This window comes from Mycolicibacterium diernhoferi (assembly GCF_019456655.1).
Lineage (GTDB): Bacteria > Actinomycetota > Actinomycetes > Mycobacteriales > Mycobacteriaceae > Mycobacterium > Mycobacterium diernhoferi.
Genome location: NZ_CP080332.1, coordinates 46,239 through 65,066, shown reverse-complemented (window position 1 = coordinate 65,066; position 18,828 = coordinate 46,239). Strand labels below are relative to the sequence as shown.

The window sequence follows — 18,828 nt, the reverse complement described above, 5'->3', positions numbered from 1 at the left end:
ACGGCACCGCCCGTGCGCCGGCATGGAAGGCAAGAAACATGGCGATCGTCCTACCGGGCCCGCCGATCGGGGCAACCAGCATCGGGTCAGGCTCGCGCTCAGCAGGCGTCCGGGTCGTCGACCACATCGTCGACCACCTGGCCCTCGCGGGGGTCGGCCACGTCTTCGGTGTGGACGGAGCCAATGTCGAGGATCTCTACGATGCGGCCTTCTACTGCCCGGGCATCACCGCGGTGCTGGCCAAACACGAGTTCTCCGCGGCAACCATGGCCGACGGTTACAGTCGCGCCACTGCGCGGCTGGGTGTGGTGGCCGCGACCTCGGGTGGCGGCGCACTGAATCTGGTTGCCGGGCTGGGAGAGTCGTACACCAGTCGAGTCCCCGTGCTTGCTCTGGTCGGCCAGTCGCCGACCCCGCTGGATGGATGCGGTGCCTTCCAGGACACCAGCGGCCGCAACGGCTCGCTCAACGCGGAGGCGCTGTTCTCGGCCGTGTCGGTGTACTGCCGACGCATCGTCGAGCCCACCGATATCCTGACCGCGCTGCCCGACGCGGTGGCCGCAGCCCGGGCGGGCGGTCCCGCGGTGTTGTTGCTGCCCAAGGATGTTCAGCAGGCTACCGTCCAAGGCACCGGCACGGTGCCCGCGATCCGAGACCGGCACCCTGCCGACGATCCCCAACCGATCCTGCAGGCGCTGCGCGAAACCTCGGGGCCGGTCACCATCATCGCCGGTGAGCAGGTGGCCCGAGACGATGCCCGTGACGAGCTCGAGCGACTCCGCGCGGCGCTGCACGCCCGGATCGCGACGGTACCCGACGCCAAGGATGTCAACCGCGCCCCCATGGCATCGGCGTCGTTGGGCGTAACGGGGGTGATGGGCCATACCGGGGTGGCCGACGCAATCCGCGGCAGTGCGGTCTGCCTGCTTGTGGGCACCCGGCTGCCGGTCACCGCGCGGGCCGGTCTGGATGAAGCGCTGAGTCAGATCCGCACACTGTCGATCGGGTCCGCGGCGCCATACCTCTCGGCTGATCACCTGCACACCAACGACCTTCGGTCCTCGCTTGCCGAGCTGACCCGCAGGGTCATGAGCCGCCCGCCACACACGCCGCCGGCCCTCGACTTGGCCTCCCCCACCGAGTTGAGGCCGCCGACCCCGCATGGACCGGGCATCCGGTACCGCGAGGCGCTCACCGCGCTCGACGCGCTGCTGCCCGACGATGCGGACATCATCGTCGACGCCGGCAACTCCGGAGCGGCGGCGATCCACCAGCTGCCCGCCCGGCGCGACGGCCGGTTCGTGGTGGCACTCGGGATGGGGGGCATGGGCTACAGCTTCGGCGCCGGAATCGGCATGGCGTTCGCCCGGCGTCGCCGCACCGTGATCGTGGCCGGCGACGGGTCGTTCTACATGCACGGCCTCGAGTTGCACACCGCCATCCAGCACCGGCTGCCCATCACGCTGGTGTTGTTCAACAACAACGCCCACGCCATGTGCGTGACGCGCGAACAGCTCTACTACAACGGCGAATACAGCTACAACCGGTTCGCACGGAGCAACCTCGGCGCGGGGTTGGCCGCGATGTTTCCCGGGCTGCCCGCGGTCGACGTGACCGACCCCGACGCGCTGGCGCCGGCCCTGTCCGCGGCGCTCGCCGCCGACGGCCCTTCGGTCGTCAGCATCGAGTGCTCAGCCGACGAAATCCCGCCCTTCGCACCGTTTCTCGACCACCCCATGTTTCAAACCACCACCAGGAGGACCGAAGATGTCATTGCCCGCGCTTGAGGATATCGCCGCCCACCGGCTCGACCGAGACGACACCCCCGGCCCGATCGAGGGCGTGATCCGCATCGAGACCTCCCCACGGGAGCAGGCGACGCCGATCATCATGGAGATGATGCGGTCTGTTTATCCGCACGACGAGGTGTTCGGCCCGTACTGCACCGTCAACGAGTACGTCGACTGTCCGCCCGATGAGCTCTACGAGTACCTTGCCGACACCCGCAGCCTGGAGGAGTGGACCTACAGCCTGCGCGGGTTCACCCCCACCGAGGACGACGGATTGTGGGTGGCCCACGACCGGCTGGGGTCGGAGACCGAAATCTACACTCGCACAGTGGCTCAGCCCGAGGCGCGCACGGTTGACTATCACTGCGCCTGGGACCAGGGCCGGCACCTGTGGATGATCTATCTGATGCGCGTGGTCGATGCACAGGTGGTGCTCGACAAGCCGGGCTCGGTGGTCTTGTGGACCAACTGCCACCACCCGTTCTATGACCACAATCCGTACCCCGAGGTCGCACCGCCCGAGCGACCCGTGTGGGTCGGCGACTTCTGGGACATGTTCGGCGCCGGTCATCGCTTGGAGCTGCTGAACCTGAAGGCGATCGCCGAGTACCGCCACCGCAACGGGCTGCCCGTCAAGCCCGACTGGATGAGATGAGAACCGCCATGACTGTCAGCCTGATCGACCTTTCCACCTACCTGCCCGGTGCGCCGGTGCCCGCGGAGCATTACGCGCAGTACGCCGAATCCGATGAGCTGCGGGACAATCTGATGTTCCGCGCTCCGAAGTTCCGCCATCACGTCGCGCAGGACGAAACCGCCGTCGACATGGTCGAGCGGGCCGCGGCCGGCCTGCTGGACCGCCGCGGCCCGGACGCCCTCGCCGACGTCGATGTGCTGATCACTCACACCCAGATGCCCGATATGCCGTTCTATGGCGGCGGCGGGGCGATGGCCCACCGGCTGGGCATGAGTCCGAGCTGGGTGATCGATCTACACAACGGCGGTTGCGCGGCATTCGTGCTCGGCATGAAGATGGCGGCCGCTCTGCTCGAGAGCGGCCAGGGCCGCTCGGCGTTGATCGCGGTGGCGCAGAACGCCGCCGGACAGATCTTCGACCAGCCCACCGTGCGCCGTAAGGCCCAGGCGGCGGTTCCGGGTGACGGCGCCGCCGTCGGACTGCTGACCGTATCGGACGAGTCGCCGATCCTGGACGTGGAGTGCCGTACCTACGGCGAGTACGCCGGTGAGATGACCATCGCCGTGGATCCGCCGCGCAAGTGGTGGCAGCCCGGGACCGGTGAAGGCTGCATCGGCTTCACCGAGAGCAAGATCACCAAGGTGCTGGCCCGTGGAAACCGTCAGGTGCCCGAGGTCGTCTACGCGGTGTGTGACCGAATCGGCCTGAAACCCCGGGACATCGACCTGCTGGTCACCAACCAGCCCAACCGGGCTTTCCTGCGCAACTGGCGGGACGCCCTGGAGCTTCCCGCGGAGAGGCATCGCGACACCTTCGACGAATGCGGCAACCTGTTCGCCGCCGGCATTCCGGTCAACCTGGAGCGCGCCATCACCGACGGTCAGGTCAAGAAGGGCGACGTGGTGATGATGGCGGCCTTCGCGCATGCCGGCGACTTCGCCGGTGCCGCCGCGGTGCGATGGGGTGGCCGATGACCGCCGCGCTGTCCTCCGGCCACCCGCCCAGCGGCCTGCCGTTGCGGCTTCCCGATGCCGAGGACCCGCTGGCCCTGTCGTTGAACGAGAGCCCGTTCGCGCCACTGCCCACCGTCCGCGCCGCCATGGTCCGGGCCGTCGACTCAGTCAACCGCTATCCGGAATTCCTGCCCGAACGGTTCCGTCGGCTCATCGCGACACACCTCGGTTTCGAGGAGGAGCAGATCATCGTCGGTGCCGGCGCCACCGGCGTCGTCATGCAGGTGCTGCAGGGGCTGACCCGCCCCGGCGACCGCATCGTCACTGCGACACCCACATTCGACGGTTATCCGATCTTCGCGCAGATGGCCCGCCTGCAGGCCGTCGCGGTGCCGCTGGACGCACAGGGACATCACGATCTCGAGGCCATGGCCGACTCCGCGGCCGACGCGAAAGTCGTGGTGGTGTGCCGGCCGCACAACCCGACCGGCACAGTCGCGCCGGCCGACGATCTCCTGCGCTTCCTGCAGCGCATCGGATCGGACACCACGGTGCTGCTCGACGAGGCCTACATCGAATTCGTCGCGCCGAGACACCGCATCCACCCGGGGTTTCTGCTGCGCCGCTTTCCCAACCTCGTGGTGGTCCGCACGTTCTCCAAGGCCTACGGGCTGGCCGGCATCAGAACCGGATACGGCATCTGCGCGCCGGCCATGGGCCGCGTCCTGTGGTCGATGCAGTTGCCGTTCGGCGCCACCGTCGCCAGCCTGGCCGCGGTCGCGGCCTCGTTCGAGGCCGAAGGCCAGCTGAACCGCCGGATCGAACGGATCACCGCAGAACGCGATCACCTGCGTTCGCGGCTTGAGGAGATGGGTGTGTGGACCACAGACGCCCACGCCAACTTCGTCTATCTGCCTGCACAGGGGCATCTTTGGCCCGAGGTGTTCGACGGCACCGGACCACGGGTTCGCATCTATCCGGACGGCAGCGCGCGGATCACCGTGGGCAACCGGCAATCCACCGAGGCGGTGCTCGCGCCGATCGCCGCGATGTCGGATGCGTCATGTCCGCCACGCTGAGCAGACCGTCGAGCCCGCGTTTCCGGCTCATACACAAGATCGGCGCGTGGTACGACGCCGAGGCCTACTTCCGGCGTCGTGCCAAGTGCGGCAGGGCGTTCGAGGTGCCCATACCGGGTTTCGGCGATGTGTTGTTCGTGGCGAAGCCCGCCCACATTCGCGAGTTCCTGAAGATCCCGGTCTCCGCATTCACCCCACCCATGCCCAACCCGATCGAACCGGTTGTCGGGGATGGCTCGATCATTCTGCTGGCCGGTGACCGGCACAAGCAGGAACGCGCGCGCTTTCTGCCCGCACTGCACCATGACCGGGTTCGGCGCTACACCGCGTTGATGTTCGAGTCGGTGCTGGACGAGATCGGGACATGGGAACCCGGCATGACCATCGACTGTCGTGATGCGGCTCAGTCGATCACGTTGCAGATCATTGTTCAGGCGGTGTTCGGTATCGAGGACCGCGATCTCCGCGACCGGTACGTCACCGTCGTGAAGGCGATGATGCGCGACTATGTGGCGCCGTTCATGTTCTTTCCCGCCCTGCGCCGCGCGCCGTTCGGGCTCGGGCCGTGGCGGCGCTTCTCATCGCGACGCGTCGAGCTGGACGCGATGTTGTCAGAACAGATTTCGCATCGCAGACGCTCCGGTCCGGACGGTCGCGATGACGTGCTGAGCGTCTTGATGTCTGACGACGACGCGGTCGGGCGCAGCGATGACGTCGTCCGCCAGCAGCTGCGTACGCTGCTGGTGTCCGGGCACGAGACGTCGGCGACCACGCTGGCGTGGGCGCTGTACCACGTGCACGCCGACGACAAGGTCCGCAGGGCGCTGCTCGACGAACTCGCGGACAATCCGGCACCGGAGCAGGCACCGAAGCTGCCCTACTTGTCCGCGGTGATCGCCGAGACACTGCGGTTGCATCCGACCGTGTCGATCGTGGTGCGACAGCTCACGTGCCCCGTGACGGCATGGCAGACCGAACGGGCAACGGGAGACGTGATCGGCGTGGCGCTGCCCGCGCTGCACGCCGATCCACAGCTCTGGCCGGACCCGGGCGCGTTCGACCCCGAGCGCTTCCTGGGCCGCAGGCGGGCGCCAACCGAGTACTCACCGTTCGGGTACGGGCACCGCCGCTGTCCCGGATCGTCTTTCGCGGCCCACGAATTGGCGATTGCGCTGGGAACCATCCTGACCAACGTCGAGCTGCGGATTCCCACGGGACCGCGGCGGCCCAGATTGCCCCGGTCGATTCCGCGGGGCGTCGCCGCCGTCCCCAGCCGGCCGATCACGCTCGAAGTCGTCCGAAAACTCCAAGGAGGTAACTCATGAAAGTCAAACACCGCATTCCGCTGCTCCGATCGTCGTTCTGGCGGATGGCCGCATCCCAAGGCAAGCTCGCGACCCACGGGCAGGTGGGAGACGGTCGAGAAGCCGCCGCGGTCCGGTACGTCCTGGACAACGCCCGCGAGGGTGACATCCGCAGCGTGCTCGACACCATCGACCGGTTCGCGTACACCGAGTCGTTTCTGATCAACGTCGGCGACGAGAAGGGCAAACTCCTCGACGCCGCTGTGCGGCACGCGAACCCGAAACTGGCGCTGGAACTCGGAACCTACTGCGGTTACGGGGCGCTGCGCATCGCCGCGGCCGCGCCGACCGCGCGCGTGTACTCGGTCGAAATGGCCGAGTCGAATGCGGTCAACTCCAGGCGGATCTGGGAGCACGCGGGCGTGGCGGACCGGATCACCTGCGTGGTGGGCACCATCGGGGACGGTGGGAAGACGCTCGACGCCCTGGCCACCGAGCACGGCTTCAGCGCCGGTAGCCTCGATTTCATCTTTCTCGACCATGACAAGCACGCCTACCTGCCCGACCTGCAGAGCATCGCCTCGCGCGGGTGGTTGCACAAGGGAACCATCGTCGTCGCCGACAATGTCAGAATCCCCGGGGCACCGGAGTACCGCGCCTACATGCGCGAGCAGCAGGGCCGCACCTGGCAGACCGTCGAGCACAAGACCCACGGGGAGTACGGGACGGTCGTCCCCGACCTGGTGCTCGAGTCGGAGTACCTCGGCGAGTAGGGGTGTCGATCTCCGCGTTCACGACGCGCGTGTGTGCTCAGCCGCGGTCGATGGCCTGGTTCGGCGCCCGGACCGTCTGCTGCGGCGCCGTCACCGGCGGAGTGAACGGGCCTGGGGCGGGTTTGAGCGACTTCTCGGTCGGCGTCAGCGAGGATTCCGTCGTGGTCGTGGTGGACTGCTCGGGCGGTTCGCTGTCGGTGCTGCATGCCGCGGTGAAACCGATCATCGCGATGACGGCGGCACCGCCTACCGCTGTCGAAATCCGTCTGGTCAAGGTGTTCGATGCCATGCAGCACTCAACGCGGCGCCGGTGGCTGTACATTCCCGTTTCGACCGTGCCCGGGTTTGCGGGCTACATCGCCCGTTGTTCGACGGCGTGATGGATGGTCCGCACCGTGGGCCGGAATCCGAGCCGGCGGGCCAGCGCACCGTTCATCTGCAGACGCCAGGGATGCTCCAGTGCCCGCGAGGACGGCTCCATGGCGCCACCGGCAATCGCGACGAGCTCGTACAACGATGTCGGAGCGTCATCGGTGATGTTGACGATGCGGCCGTCGAATGCGCCGGTGAGGGCGAGGCGGGTCGCGGTCGCGACGTCGCGGTGATGGATGAGGCTCATCCGCTGCGCCGGATGAAATCCGGCGTCCATGGCGTGCCCCGGCAGGGCTTGCAGGTGCCCGTCGCCGTCGCCGTACACAAACCCGTAACGCTGAACCGTCCAGGTCAAACCGATACTGCGCAAGGCGTTCTCGGCGGCGAGCTTGCTCGCCGGGTACGCCTGTTTCGGGTCGACGGTATCGTCCTCGCAGCCTGGACGCGTGCCGTCGGCGGCGTAGACATGCGCGGTGCTCGCCATGATGAAGCGCGCATCGGCTGCGTGCTCCTGCACCGCCGCAATGAGATTGGCGGTGCCATCGCGGTTCGACCTTCAGATCAGGTCGGTGTCAGGTGTGCGAAACACCGCGGCAAAATGGACGATTGCGTCGACACCGTTTACTGCGGGTGCGAGCGATTCCACATCGGAGAGGTCGCCGACCACCTCCGTCACGTCGCGCGGCGTCACACCGGGGCGACGCACCAGAACGCGGCACTCGTGGCCATCATCGACAAGGCGTGGGAGCAGGCGGGCACCCACCAAACCGGTTGCACCGGTGATCAAGATCTTCGTGACTGTTCCGTTCGTTGACGTTGTTCGAGCCGCTCTGTCGCGGTTCGAAGCACCCGTATCGCGGTCTCGATGTCCTCGTCGCCGATGCCGTCGAAGGCGACCGCATGTATCTGGGTCAGGTCTGGCAGGTCACGCCACAACGCTTCCCCAACATCGGTGATGCGCAACATCTTCTGCCGCTGATCAACGCTGTCCGGGATCTGCTCAACGAGTTGCTTGCGCACCAGAGCGATGACGACGGTGCTCAGCGTCGCGCGTTCGACCTGCAGGATGCGCTGCAGTTCGCGTTGCCGGGTAGGTCCGGCGTTGACGAGTTGATACAGCACGTACCACTGGGTCGCCCCGAGATCGAAGGGCCGCAGCGCATCGTCCATGGCCGCACGCCCTGCGAGGTAGCACTGCTTGGTCCACGCACCGATGGTGTCGTGCTGCGTGGATCCGATTTTGTCTGCCACCAGACAAATACTGTCTGCTAGCAGACGAACTGTCAAGAGTCCCGCGTTCTAGCGACGGTGGTCGCCGCCGACTACTAATCGTCAAGCCCGCAGCGCATTTTTGCGCGCTTCCCTACTCGAACTATGGTGCTATCTACTCCCGCGCACCGCGATGAGGTGGGCCCATACCTGGGCTAACGCTGTGTAAGGCTGCGGCCGGTCAACAGCCCCTTCCAGTCGAACTGACCCCGACCCCCGCCCTTCTGCTCGCGACCGGAGCGCTCATTGGCACCCTAGGAGTTCTGGGAGGTCTAGCGTGGGCGGAATGGGTTTGTTCAGTCACGAGGAGTTCCGGGACCCGGCCGACGGCGTTGGCGGCTCCAGTGGAGGAGCTATCGAGCGCGCTCGGGCTGCTGAGGTGAGCGAGTACGGGGTGGATGAACCTGTGGTGGTCGGTCCGGGGCTGCCGCCTGACGATGGTTCGTGCGGTCAGTTCGCTGTGCAGTTTCACGTGTCTACGTCAATGCTGGTCGGGCTGAACCGTATTGCGAGAATGCGTGGGGTGAGCGTGCCGGAGGTATGCCGGCAGGTGATCGGTGTGTTCGTTGCCCAGCAGGAGGGCGAGTTGGGTGCCTTGCTTGCTGCCGAGGCCGAGGCGGCTGATTACCGGCCGAGTTTGGGTCAGGCGTAGTCGCGCCCGGCGCAGGGCCGACGCGAGTATCGGAACGGCCCGAGACTTCGCGCCGGGGCGGTGCTGTGGCTTCCCGACGTACATGTCCACACGCGAACCGCTGACCTGCCACGAATCACACAACCCCACCTGGGTCCGGGACACGCGCGGATCTGTTCAGCGGTCACCCACCGCAATGACCAACAGGATCTCTGCCGCCGCATCAGCGGGGACGAAACGCACCCTCACGAGGCAGGGGCTACGCGACCCGACGTAGCGCCGACGTGTCGGCAAGAAGACCTGGCCCCCGTCTTACACCGTCGATAGGACGGCGGCAAAAATCCCGCTTTGTGGACATCGAGTGGACATTTGATATGGGGTGTGGACATGAACTCGGGACGCCACAGGTTCCGCTCGCTACCGCGCCATATTCGTGAACCGCGACAGGTGCAGCTGGTGTGCCACAGTGATATTCGCGGTCGGGCCGTTACGGTGCTTGCCCAGGATGATGTCGGCCTCGCCGCCGCGCGGGTCCTCCCGGTCGAATGCGTCCGGGCGGTGCAGCAGCATGACCATGTCGGCGTCCTGTTCGAGCGAGCCGGACTCACGAAGGTCGGACACCTGCGGGCGCTTATCGGTGCGCTGCTCGGGACCACGGTTGAGCTGACTGATTGCGATCACCGGCACGTGCAGTTCCTTGGCCATCAGCTTGAGGCTTCGGGAGAAGTCCGAGACTTCCTGCTGGCGTGAGTCGTACTTCTTACCCGAGCTCATCAGCTGCAGGTAGTCGACGACGATCAGCTGCAGATCGGCCTTCTTCTTCAACCTCCGCGCCTTGGCGCGGATCTCCATCATCGTCAGGTTCGGCGAATCGTCGATGTAGAGCGGCGCCTCGCTGATCTCGCTCATCCGGCGCGCCAGCCGCGTCCAGTCGTCGTCGTTCATCCGGCCGGAACGCATATCGCCGAGCTTGATGTTTGCCTCGGCCGAGAGCAGGCGCATCACGATCTCGGACTTGCTCATTTCCAGCGAGAAGATGACGCTGGCCAGACGGTGCTTAATCGAGCAGGACCGCATGAAGTCCAGCCCCAGCGTGGAGTTGTGCGTCGGCACCATGGAGCGGCTCGCCAGATACATGTGGCTCTCGTTGTCCACCTCGACGCACCGAACCGGCACAGAGGCCACCGGCCGGACATCGACGATGAAACGCGACCCACGCCGAGCCGACCCGCCCTGTGCGCGGCGCTCCTTGTGCAGCAGCGCCTTCCGCTCCAGACCGAAGACGATGTCGTCGGTCGAGAACGTCAGCGTGTAGGCGGTCGAGGAGGCCTCGGTGCGGCCCGGAACCCGCTTGCTGGACATCTGGCAGCGGTAACCCAGGCTCACGATCAGCTCTTCGACGTCGGTCACCAACCGGCGGTCGGTGACGCTGAACTGCACCGAACCACCGTGGGTCACGGTGCCGTCGGTGTCCAGCAGGCCGGCGAGCAGAGCCCGCCGCTGCGCCTCGGAGGCACGCAGGTACTGCATCGGAATGTGCTTGTTGCCTAGCACCCCGATGGTGCGCAACCGGGCCTGCAGCGTGCCCACCATGTTGCGGCAGCTCTGGCACAGCACGAGCCCGCAGGATGGGCCACCACAATGCGAGCAAGTCGGCGCCGGCACCGGCGCGGTGTTGCGGGCGCGTCCACCGCACGACCGCCCGCAGGTCCGGACCTCGCTGGTGTGCGGCACGAACATCGTGCCGCAGACCACGCAGGCCTTCGCCGCGATCTCGGGGGCCGGCGGCAGCCCCAGGTGGTAGCGCAGAACAGCGGTGTCGGAGCGGTGCGCCACGATGCCCTCGGCCTCGATCCGCATGATGATCTCGGGATCCGCGGAGGTGATCTGCGCAGCGGCACTGGTGCCGTCCCCGAGCCAGGCGCCCAAGGTGTAGGGGGGCACCAGCAGGTCGGCTTCAGTCCCGGCCAGCGGTTCGGCATTGACCACCGAATGATTCAGCCGCCGATCCGCCGTCGGGCAGCGCAGCGACCCCGCGATCTCGCCAGTCGTCCGAATCTCGGCGAACGTCCGCTGGTTCTTGTAGCCGTTGTAGCCGGCGGCAGCGGCTTGCGCCGATTTGCGGGAAGCCCGGGTCTCGGTGAGCCACTGATGCTGCTCGTCGGCGACGATGACGGTGCCGTCGGAAAACTCGACCTCGTAGCACGGGCGGTCGGACATCACCTCGGTCGCGGCCACCACGCGGGTGGGCAGGCCGTCGTCACCGATGAGCTCGTCACCGACAGCGACCTCCCCCATGGTGGTCCAGCCGGTCGGTGTCGGCAGCGGGGTGTCCAGCGCGAGGGCCTTACCGACACCCGGGCGCGCCGCGATGATGATCATCTGCCCGCCGTGCAGACCGTTGGTGATCTCGTCGAGATCCACGAACCCGGTCGGGACACCGCGCGAGATGCCACCCGAGGACGCGATCGCGTCGATCTCGTCCATGGTGGGCTGCAGCAGGTCCTCGAGCGCGACGAAATCCTCGGACTGGTTGCGGCTTTCGGTCACGTCGTAGATCTCGGCCTGCGCCCGGTCCACGATGTCGGCGACATCGGCACCGTCGGCCCCGGCGTAGCCGTACTGCACCACCCGGGTGCCGGCCTCGACCAGGCGACGCAGCAGTGCCTTCTCGGCCACGATGGCGGCGTAGTAGCCGGCATTGGCCGCGGTTGGCACCGTGGAGATCAGGGTGTGCAGATACGGCGCACCGCCGACCCGGCGGAGCAATCCGCGCCGATCCAGATCGGAGGCGACGGTGACCGCGTCGGCGGGCTCACCGCGGTCGTAGAGATCGAGGATGGCCTCGGCGACGTCCTGGTGCGCGGGGCGGTAGAAGTCGCTGGGCTTCATCTTCTCCAGGACGTCGGCGATGGCGTCCTTGGACAGCAGCATGCCGCCGAGCACGGCCTGCTCGGCCGCCATGTCCTGCGGAGGCTGCCTGCCGATGTCCTCGCGGGGCGGTTCATCAAGCCCCGGGTCACCGGCATGACTGAAGTCGTCTACGACAGCCACGTAGCGTCCCACCTCCCACAACACTCAGTCGAACACATATTCGATAATAGCCATCGTCAAGCTACGTCGCACCTACGACAAGCGGGGCCGGCGGCGACCGCGACGGCTAACGTAAGGCTTTGCTATGCGGGTTGCAACCGGGCCCTGTTGATAGACCTGTGGATGGCGTGTGGACAGCCTCGGTCAGCCGTGTTGACGGGTTGGGGAGAACTTGTGGACAAACTTCGGATTGCAACGACGCCTCCCAGGTCAGGCCAGCTTATCCGTGGGGAAGACCTGTGGACATCAAGTCCTACGGCGTGTCGGCCCGGGTTGACAGTCCGGGCGTGTTGAGTTGCACCTGGAAGCCGAACAGGTTAACAACCGGTTTACGTTGCTGTGGACAGAATGCGCCAAATTGTTCGCTGCACAGAAAACGCCCGGATGGTAAGCGAGGTGCTTATCATCCGGGCGTTCTGAGAACTGCGGGCTATTACTCCGCGGTGACGTTCAGCGACACGGCGGCGGAGACGCCGGGGTGCAGCTTCACGCTGATCTGGTAGGTGCCGGTGGCCTTGATGTGGGCCTTGGGCAGCTCGACGGTGCGCTTGTCCAGGTTCGGTCCGCCGGCCTTCTTGATGGCCGCGACGACCGCGTTCGGGGTGACCGAACCGAACAGCTTGCCGCTGTCGGCTGCGGCCTTGACCGCCACGGTCACTTCGCCCAGACCCTCCAGCGCGGTCTTCAGCTCGTTGGCGTGCTCGACGCCGCGAACTTCCTTGATCTCGCGGGCGCGACGGATCTCGGAGGCCTGACGCTCGGCGCCACGGCTGGCCACGATGGCCAGACCGCGGGGCAGCAGGTAGTTACGGCCGTAGCCGTCCTTGACCTCCACCGAGTCCCCGGCGATACCCAGATGTTCCACCTCAGCGGTGAGAATCAGCTTCATGGTGTGTCTCTCCCCTACCGCGTCGACGAACCGAAGGGCAGCAGAGCCACCTCACGGGCGTTCTTGACGGCGACGGCGACGTCGCGCTGGTGCTGGACGCAGTTACCGGTCACCCGACGGGCACGGATCTTGCCGCGCTCGCTGATGTAGGTGCGCAGCAGCGCGGTGTCCTTGTAATCGATGACGGTGTTCTTGCCCTTCTTCGAGCAGAACACGCACTTGCGGGTCTTGACCGGCTTTTCCGGTGCAGGCCGCCGCTTGTTGGTCTTGGCCATGGGTCAATCTCTTTCTTGAAAAACGCTGATTTCTGGTCAGAAGGGCGGTTCGTCGTCGCTGCCGCTGTAGGAACCGGCCGCCGGGGCGCTGCCCCACGGGTCGTCCTTGGGCTGCTCGGAACCGCCGCCGCGCGGGGCACCACTGCTGTTTCCACCGCCACCGCCGCCGAACCCACCGCCGCCGCCACCGCGGCTGGCCTTGTTGACCTTGGCCGTGGCGTAGCGCAGCGAGGGGCCGATCTCGTCGACCTCGAGTTCGACAACGGTGCGCTTCTCACCCTCGCGGGTTTCGAAGGACCGCTGCTTGAGCCGACCGGACACGATCACCCGCGAACCGCGGGTGAGGCTCTCGGCCACGTTCTCGGCTGCCTCACGCCAGATGTTGCAGCGGAGGAACAGCGCTTCGCCGTCCTTCCACTCATTGGTCTGGCGGTCGAACGTCCGCGGCGTGGAAGCCACGGTGAAGTTCGCGACGGCCGCACCCGACGGCGTGAAACGCAGTTCGGGGTCGGCAGTCAGGTTTCCGATAACAGTGATGACGGTGTCACCAGCCACGAGGTCCTCCTGGGCATCTGGTCTTCAGCGGCGTATGCGTACAAGTGCAGTCGCAGGCGAGCCTACGGAACTGCACCGACGTACACGTGGTGTCGCGCGACTTGAACGGACTAGTGCTTGTCGGTCCGCATCACCTTGGTGCGCAGCACGGACTCGTTCAGGTTGAGCTGACGGTCCAGTTCGGAGACCGTCGCGGGCTCAGCCTTCACGTCGACGACGGCATAAATGCCCTCGGCGTGCTTGGCAATCTCGTAGGCCAGCCGGCGGCGGCCCCAGATATCAACCTTGTCGACAGTGCCACCGTCCTTGCGGATGACGTTGAGGAACGTCTCCAGCGAGGGAGCTACGGTGCGCTCGTCGAGTGTGGGGTCAAGGATGACCATGACTTCGTATGGACGCATAAGGAACCCATCACCTCCTTTGGTCGTTGCGGCCACGGCGTATCCGTGGCAGGAGGGTCGCCTGCGTCGGCAACCGCTCCAAACTACAGGAACGGGCGTTGATCTGCGAAATCGTCCGGATCGTAGGTGACCTGGGGCCGTCCGGTGTCCGGATGCGGGCGGACTTCGGCGCGCACCCCGTACACGCTGCGGATGAGGTCGGTGGTCAGCACCTCGGCGGGCTCCCCCGAGCAGACCTGCCGGCCCCGGTCCAGCACGTGAATCAGATCGCAGTAGTGCGCGGCGAGGTTCAGATCGTGCAGCGCGACGACGGCGGTGACGCCCAGGGCACCCGGCAGGGCCAGCACGTCGAACTGGTGCCGAATGTCGAGGTGGTTGGTCGGCTCGTCGAGCACCAGCAGCCGGGGTTGCTGGGCCAGCGCCCGGGCGATCAGCACCCGCTGCCGCTCCCCGCCGGACATCAGGGCGATCGGCCGGTCCGCGAGATGCCCGGCACCCACCAACGCCAGCGCCTCGTCGATGAGGCGCTCGTCCTCGGCGCCGTCGCGGGCGAACATCCGTTTGAACGGCGCCCGGCCCATCGCCACGACATCGCGGGCCCGCAGGTCGAAATCGCCGGTGGCGTCCTGCAATACGGCCGCCATCAGCTGCGCGGTGCGGCGCACCGGCAGGGTCGCGATGTCGATGCCGTCAAGGCGGATCGTCCCGCTCACCGGGGTCAGGGTCCGCACCAGCGCGCGCAACAGGGTGGATTTCCCGCAGCCGTTGGGCCCGACGATGCCGACCACCTGACCCGGGGCGGCCCGCACCGTCACCTCGTCCAGGATCCTGCGCCCGGCCACCTCCACACTCACCCCGTCGGCGTCCAGCCGCGCCGCGCTCACAGCTGGGCCGCCGCCCCACGGCGGGCGTCACGCCGGATCAACCACAGGAAGAACGGGCCGCCGCACAGCGCGGTGAGCACCCCGACCGGGATCTCCTGCGGGGAGGCCAGCGTGCGCGCGACGATGTCGGCGAGCACCAGGAACGCCGCCCCGGCCAGCGCCGCGGCCGGCAGTGCGCGGCGGTGGTCGCTGCCCACCACCAGCCGCACCGCATGCGGCAGGATCAGCCCGACGAACCCGATCGGCCCGCTCACCGCGACCAGGACCCCGGTGATCAACGACACCAACACGAAGGTCTGCGCCCGGAACCGGTGCGCGTCCACGCCCATCGTGATGGCCGCCTCGTCCCCGGCCAGCAGCACGTTCAGCGTGCGACCGGCCGCGAGCAGCACCACCAGACCCACCGCCACCGCCGCCAACGGCAGCCACAGCGAGTCCCAGCTCGCCCGGCCCAATCCGCCGAGCAACCAGCTCAGGATCTGGCGGGCCTGGTCTCCCGTCCCGGAGGTGATGAGCATCAGGCTGGTCAACGCCGAGAGCACATAGGCCACCGCCACCCCGGACAGCACCAACCGGGTGGTGGTGATCCGGCCGCCGCTGCGCGACAGCGTGTAGACCAGTCCCAGCGCGAGCAACGCACCGGCGAACGCCGCGACCGGCACCGCCGGCCCGAACATGGCGACACCGGTGACGATCATGGCGACCGCGCCCACCGAGGCACCCGAGGACACCCCGAGCAGGTACGGGTCGGCGAGCGGATTGTGCACCAGCGCTTGCAGCGTCATGCCCAGTACGGCCAGCCCGGCACCGACCACCGCGCCCAGCACCACCCGCGGACCGCGCACCTGGGTGATCACCACCTGGTAGTGCGCGAGCCCACTGGCCTCCACCAGATTCGGCGCGATCTGGTGCGCCACGGTGCGCGCCACATCGGCGGGCGGGATGGAGATCGAACCGATGGCCAGCCCGGCGACCATCGAGCCCAGCAGCAGGACCCCGAGGGCGGCCAGCACCACCGGGTACGGCAGCGGGGTCCGCGCCCGCACCTCACCGGTCACCGAAATCTATCGGGATGAAGCTGCGCACCAAGCGATTCCACTGCGTACGGTGCCCGCACTCCGAGCACCGCATCCTGCAGGGTCAGCACGGCGAACCGGTCATCACGGATGGCCGGCACATCGGCGAGTTCGGGCCGGCTGCGCAGGAAGGCCTTCTTCTCCTCCACCGACGGAGTGCCGAAGTAGTCGTAGATCACGATCACGTCGGGCGCACGCTCGACGACCTGCTCCCAGGACACGTCGGCGAAGGTTTCCGGGACATCACTGAAGATGTTCCGCGCTCCGGCGAGTTCCATGATCTGGTTGCCGATGCCCTGCCCGCCGGCGGTGAAGGCGGTGTCCTCACCGCTGTCGTAGACGAAGGCCCGCAAGGGTGTGACCCCGGCCGTCCGGTCGCCGGCCGCGCTGACGCTGGCCTGCATGTCGGTGATCAGTTCGTCGGCGCGTTCGGGCACCCCGAAGAGGGTGGCCACGGTCTGCACCTCCTCGTAGACGTCGTCCATCACGATCGGTGCGGTGGCGCAGTATTCGGGGTTCAGGTAGCTGGTGATGCCGGCGCTCTCGAACGCCTTGCGGGACCGGCCGGCCGACTCGTCGAAGGCGCTGCTGTATCCGCCGTACACGAAATCCGGTGCCAGCGCCACGATCTGCTCGAAGGACGCATCCTTGGCCGACAACTCCGGAATCGCCCGGTACGCCTCGGCGTAGCGCGGTAGCGGTGGGTTGTCCGGGTAGACGGTCGCCACCACCGAGTCCTGCAGACCGAGGGCGAGCATCAGTTCGGCGGACTGCTGGAAGTAGCCGACCGCGCGGGTGGGCGGCTGGTCCAGCGTCACCGCGACCCCGCAGTTGTCCACGCTCACCGGGTAACCGGCGATCGACTCGGCGACGGGATCGGCGCTCGGTCCGGCGCTGCAGCCGCCGAGCAGCAGGCTCAGCGTCGCGGCTGCCGCCAATGCCCTTCGGGCGGAAAGGGATACGACTGACACGGCCATCTTCTCCATCCGGGATGTCCACGTCCCAGAAGCAGGGTCCGTCGGGAGCAGTGACCTGACTCCCGGGCAGTGGCGCGCCCGGATCACAGTGGCGGGACCGTGCCGGATTCACACCGGCTTCCCTGCCTACCCGTCGGAGCCGGTCGGTTGACCGGCCGAGATCACCCTAGTCGACGGCGCCGACTCCGCGCTCAGGGCGACGGTGGTCGTCCCTTCCCGCCGCGGCCGCGGCGTCGGCGAGGGAGTGCCGGCGCGGCCGCAGCCACGCCGGCAGCCAGGACGGCGGATTGTCGGGCGCCCGGTCGAACACGCCGCCGGCCGGGTCGTCCACCGCGCCGCGATGGCGCACCAGGTCCAACTCGGGTCGCCGGATCTGCCGGATCACCAGCACGACCAGCGCCACCACCGCGATATCGCGCAGCAGCACGGTTGCGGTGAACCACTGTTCGGGCAGGCCGCGGTTCTGTTCGCCGTACAGGTAGAGCATCCGCGGCACCCAGACCAGAGCATCGATCGTCATCCACGCCAACAGGATTCGGCGGTGCGGCAGCGCCAGCACGGCCAGCGGCACCAGCCACAACGAGAACTGCGGGCTCCACACCTTGTTGGTCAGCAGGAACGCCGCCACCACCAGGAACGCCAGCTGGGCCAGCCGCGGACGCTGGGCGGCGGTGAGTGCCAGATAGCCGATGCCGGCACAGCACAGCGCGAACAGCACCGCCGTCACCGCGTTGGTGACCGTCGGCGGCTCCCAGAATCCCAGCCCGGGATCGAAGCCCTGCCATCCGGTGAACGACTTCACCACGTTGTAGATGGAATCCATATCGTCCCCGCGCCGGGCGTTGAGCCGGAAGAACTCCGACCAGCCGCGCGGAAACAGCACCAGGATCGGCAGATTGACCACCAGCCAGGCCACCACCGCCGCCACCGCCGTGCGGGTGAACTCGCGCATCCGGCCGGTGCGCAGCGCCAGCACCAGCAGCGGTCCGAGCAGCAGCAGCGGGTAGAGCTTGAGCGCCACCCCGATACCGATCAGCACACCCGTCAGCGTCGTTCTGCGTCGCGACCAGGCCAGCAGAGCACCGGTGGCGCAGGCGACGGCCAGCGCGTCGAAGTTGGTGAAGATCTGAAAGATCACCAGCGGGGACGCGGCCACCAGTGCGGCGTCCCAGATCCGGCGGCCGGCCAGCAGCGCGGTCGCCCACACCGTCACCAGCCAGGCCAACGCCAACCCGAAGGCCGAGATATTGAAGAACATCACCACCTCGGCCACCAGCGGCACCGAGGCCACCGTCGTCAACGCCGAGTACGTCTTGGCCAGCGACATGGACAGGTACTGGTAGATGCCGGTCAGCACCGGATACTCCATGTAGCGGACGGGTTCGCTGCCGTCCCACACCACGTGCGGTTTGCCGTCGCCGTCCTTCTCCATCCAGCTCGACTTGTACGGGAACTTGCCCTGGTTCAACAGTTCCGCGGTATAGAGCGGCACGGTGTCGGAGTAGCACAGCGAGTAATAGGCGCGCTGGTTCTCCCAGTTGGCGACGCGCTGCGCCGCGGTGCCGGTGTCGGTGGACTGCAGGCAGGCCGCCTTGGTGGAGTAACCCAGCGCCAGGAAGACGACGCCGATCAACAGCATCACCCGCAGCGGGGTCCAGAACCGGGACCGGCCGATCAGCGCGTGCCGACCGACCGGACCACCGACGGTCTGCGCGAGCGCGGCACCGAGGACATCGTTGCGGCTGGGCATGTCACGGCCGTCATCGCTGCGCCTGTCCTCGGCGAGCGGAGCCGGCGAAACGAACCCGGC

At 67.3% G+C, this 18,828-nt stretch carries 18 protein-coding genes, 1 pseudogene and 1 riboswitch; of the genes and pseudogenes, 8 read left to right on the top strand and 11 right to left on the bottom strand.

What is annotated here, in order from left to right:
* Positions 1-38: 38 nt before the first annotated feature.
* Genes K0O62_RS00305 through K0O62_RS28950 form a run of 7 tightly spaced genes read left to right on the top strand, consistent with a single transcriptional unit; the run spans position 39 to position 6,976 of the window.
* Positions 39-1,787 (top strand): thiamine pyrophosphate-binding protein, encoded by a 1,749-nt coding sequence (locus K0O62_RS00305; protein ID WP_079244531.1) that lies wholly within the window; start codon positions 39-41, stop codon positions 1,785-1,787.
* Entirely contained in the window at positions 1,768-2,445 is a 678-nt protein-coding gene (locus tag K0O62_RS00300) for an SRPBCC family protein (protein ID WP_073858440.1), read from the top strand. Before K0O62_RS00305 ends, K0O62_RS00300 begins: the two co-directional genes overlap by 20 nt.
* An 8-nt stretch (positions 2,446-2,453) precedes the next feature.
* Positions 2,454-3,461, top strand: a complete 1,008-nt coding sequence (locus tag K0O62_RS00295; protein ID WP_073858441.1) for a 3-oxoacyl-ACP synthase III family protein — start codon at positions 2,454-2,456, stop codon at positions 3,459-3,461.
* The gene (locus K0O62_RS00290; RefSeq protein WP_073858530.1) at positions 3,458-4,519 is read left to right on the top strand and encodes a pyridoxal phosphate-dependent aminotransferase; all 1,062 of its coding nucleotides are present in this window, start codon (positions 3,458-3,460) and stop codon (positions 4,517-4,519) included. The genes K0O62_RS00295 and K0O62_RS00290 overlap by 4 nt, the downstream gene beginning before the upstream one ends.
* Positions 4,504-5,844: a cytochrome P450 gene (locus K0O62_RS00285; RefSeq protein ID WP_073858442.1), complete on the top strand. Its 1,341-nt coding sequence runs from the start codon at positions 4,504-4,506 to the stop codon at positions 5,842-5,844. The genes K0O62_RS00290 and K0O62_RS00285 overlap by 16 nt, the downstream gene beginning before the upstream one ends.
* The gene (locus K0O62_RS00280; protein ID WP_073858443.1) at positions 5,841-6,596 is read left to right on the top strand and encodes an O-methyltransferase; all 756 of its coding nucleotides are present in this window, start codon (positions 5,841-5,843) and stop codon (positions 6,594-6,596) included. Before K0O62_RS00285 ends, K0O62_RS00280 begins: the two co-directional genes overlap by 4 nt.
* 2 nt (positions 6,597-6,598) lie before the next feature.
* The gene (locus tag K0O62_RS28950; protein ID WP_165637031.1) at positions 6,599-6,976 is read left to right on the top strand and encodes a hypothetical protein; all 378 of its coding nucleotides are present in this window, start codon (positions 6,599-6,601) and stop codon (positions 6,974-6,976) included.
* Here K0O62_RS28950 and K0O62_RS00270 read toward each other — a convergent pair.
* Positions 6,949-7,734 (bottom strand): annotated as a pseudogene (locus K0O62_RS00270) (NAD-dependent epimerase/dehydratase family protein). The gene K0O62_RS28950 and the pseudogene K0O62_RS00270 overlap by 28 nt on opposite strands.
* Positions 7,735-7,751: 17 nt before the next feature.
* A complete protein-coding gene (locus K0O62_RS00260) occupies positions 7,752-8,219 on the bottom strand; it encodes a MarR family winged helix-turn-helix transcriptional regulator (RefSeq protein ID WP_073858445.1) in 468 nt (155 codons plus the stop codon).
* 304 nt (positions 8,220-8,523) lie between these two features.
* On the opposite strand from K0O62_RS00260, the gene K0O62_RS00255 reads away from it, so the two are divergent.
* The gene (locus K0O62_RS00255) at positions 8,524-8,889 is read left to right on the top strand and encodes a hypothetical protein (protein ID WP_073858532.1); all 366 of its coding nucleotides are present in this window, start codon (positions 8,524-8,526) and stop codon (positions 8,887-8,889) included.
* 396 nt (positions 8,890-9,285) lie between these two features.
* Here the strand turns inward: K0O62_RS00255 and dnaB are convergent, their stop codons facing one another.
* The 9 genes from dnaB to K0O62_RS00210 all read right to left on the bottom strand — a co-directional run bounded on the left by dnaB (position 9,286) and on the right by K0O62_RS00210 (position 18,768).
* Positions 9,286-11,922, bottom strand: coding sequence for a replicative DNA helicase (gene dnaB, locus K0O62_RS00250; RefSeq protein WP_073858533.1), 2,637 nt, complete (start codon positions 11,920-11,922; stop codon positions 9,286-9,288).
* A gap of 472 nt (positions 11,923-12,394) precedes the next feature.
* Positions 12,395-12,850: a 50S ribosomal protein L9 gene (gene rplI, locus K0O62_RS00245; protein ID WP_073858446.1), complete on the bottom strand. Its 456-nt coding sequence runs from the start codon at positions 12,848-12,850 to the stop codon at positions 12,395-12,397.
* A 14-nt stretch (positions 12,851-12,864) separates the two neighbouring features.
* Entirely contained in the window at positions 12,865-13,125 is a 261-nt protein-coding gene (gene rpsR / locus K0O62_RS00240) for a 30S ribosomal protein S18 (protein WP_073858447.1), read from the bottom strand.
* 36 nt (positions 13,126-13,161) lie between these two features.
* Positions 13,162-13,680: a single-stranded DNA-binding protein gene (locus K0O62_RS00235; RefSeq protein WP_073858448.1), complete on the bottom strand. Its 519-nt coding sequence runs from the start codon at positions 13,678-13,680 to the stop codon at positions 13,162-13,164.
* A gap of 110 nt (positions 13,681-13,790) precedes the next feature.
* On the bottom strand, positions 13,791-14,081 hold the full coding sequence (gene rpsF, locus K0O62_RS00230) for a 30S ribosomal protein S6 (RefSeq protein ID WP_073858449.1): 291 nt from the start codon (positions 14,079-14,081) through the stop codon (positions 13,791-13,793).
* Between the two features lie 83 nt (positions 14,082-14,164).
* Positions 14,165-14,965: an ABC transporter ATP-binding protein gene (locus K0O62_RS00225; protein ID WP_073858450.1), complete on the bottom strand. Its 801-nt coding sequence runs from the start codon at positions 14,963-14,965 to the stop codon at positions 14,165-14,167.
* A complete protein-coding gene (locus tag K0O62_RS00220) occupies positions 14,962-16,023 on the bottom strand; it encodes a FecCD family ABC transporter permease (protein WP_234800228.1) in 1,062 nt (353 codons plus the stop codon). Before K0O62_RS00220 ends, K0O62_RS00225 begins: the two co-directional genes overlap by 4 nt.
* Entirely contained in the window at positions 16,020-17,012 is a 993-nt protein-coding gene (locus tag K0O62_RS00215) for an ABC transporter substrate-binding protein (protein WP_234800229.1), read from the bottom strand. Before K0O62_RS00215 ends, K0O62_RS00220 begins: the two co-directional genes overlap by 4 nt.
* Before the next feature lie 6 nt (positions 17,013-17,018).
* Positions 17,019-17,167: riboswitch (adenosylcobalamin (AdoCbl) riboswitch) on the bottom strand.
* A 17-nt stretch (positions 17,168-17,184) separates the two neighbouring features.
* Entirely contained in the window at positions 17,185-18,768 is a 1,584-nt protein-coding gene (locus K0O62_RS00210) for a glycosyltransferase family 87 protein (protein WP_079244490.1), read from the bottom strand.
* Between the last annotated feature and the right edge of the window lie 60 nt (positions 18,769-18,828).

Excerpts from the sequence above, each read along its gene's own strand:
- K0O62_RS00305 (WP_079244531.1), top strand. The coding sequence starts at position 39 with ATGGCGATCGTCCTACCGGGCCCGCCGATCGGGGCAACCAGCATCGGG.
- K0O62_RS00295 (WP_073858441.1), top strand. The coding sequence starts at position 2,454 with ATGACTGTCAGCCTGATCGACCTTTCCACCTACCTGCCCGGTGCGCCG.
- K0O62_RS00280 (WP_073858443.1), top strand. The coding sequence starts at position 5,841 with ATGAAAGTCAAACACCGCATTCCGCTGCTCCGATCGTCGTTCTGGCGG.
- K0O62_RS00210 (WP_079244490.1), bottom strand. The coding sequence starts at position 18,768 with ATGCCCAGCCGCAACGATGTCCTCGGTGCCGCGCTCGCGCAGACCGTC.
- K0O62_RS00300 (WP_073858440.1), top strand. The coding sequence starts at position 1,768 with ATGTCATTGCCCGCGCTTGAGGATATCGCCGCCCACCGGCTCGACCGA.
- rpsF (WP_073858449.1), bottom strand. The coding sequence starts at position 14,081 with ATGCGTCCATACGAAGTCATGGTCATCCTTGACCCCACACTCGACGAG.
- K0O62_RS00255 (WP_073858532.1), top strand. The coding sequence starts at position 8,524 with ATGGGTTTGTTCAGTCACGAGGAGTTCCGGGACCCGGCCGACGGCGTT.
- rpsR (WP_073858447.1), bottom strand. The coding sequence starts at position 13,125 with ATGGCCAAGACCAACAAGCGGCGGCCTGCACCGGAAAAGCCGGTCAAG.
- K0O62_RS00290 (WP_073858530.1), top strand. The coding sequence starts at position 3,458 with ATGACCGCCGCGCTGTCCTCCGGCCACCCGCCCAGCGGCCTGCCGTTG.
- rplI (WP_073858446.1), bottom strand. The coding sequence starts at position 12,850 with ATGAAGCTGATTCTCACCGCTGAGGTGGAACATCTGGGTATCGCCGGG.
- K0O62_RS00285 (WP_073858442.1), top strand. The coding sequence starts at position 4,504 with ATGTCCGCCACGCTGAGCAGACCGTCGAGCCCGCGTTTCCGGCTCATA.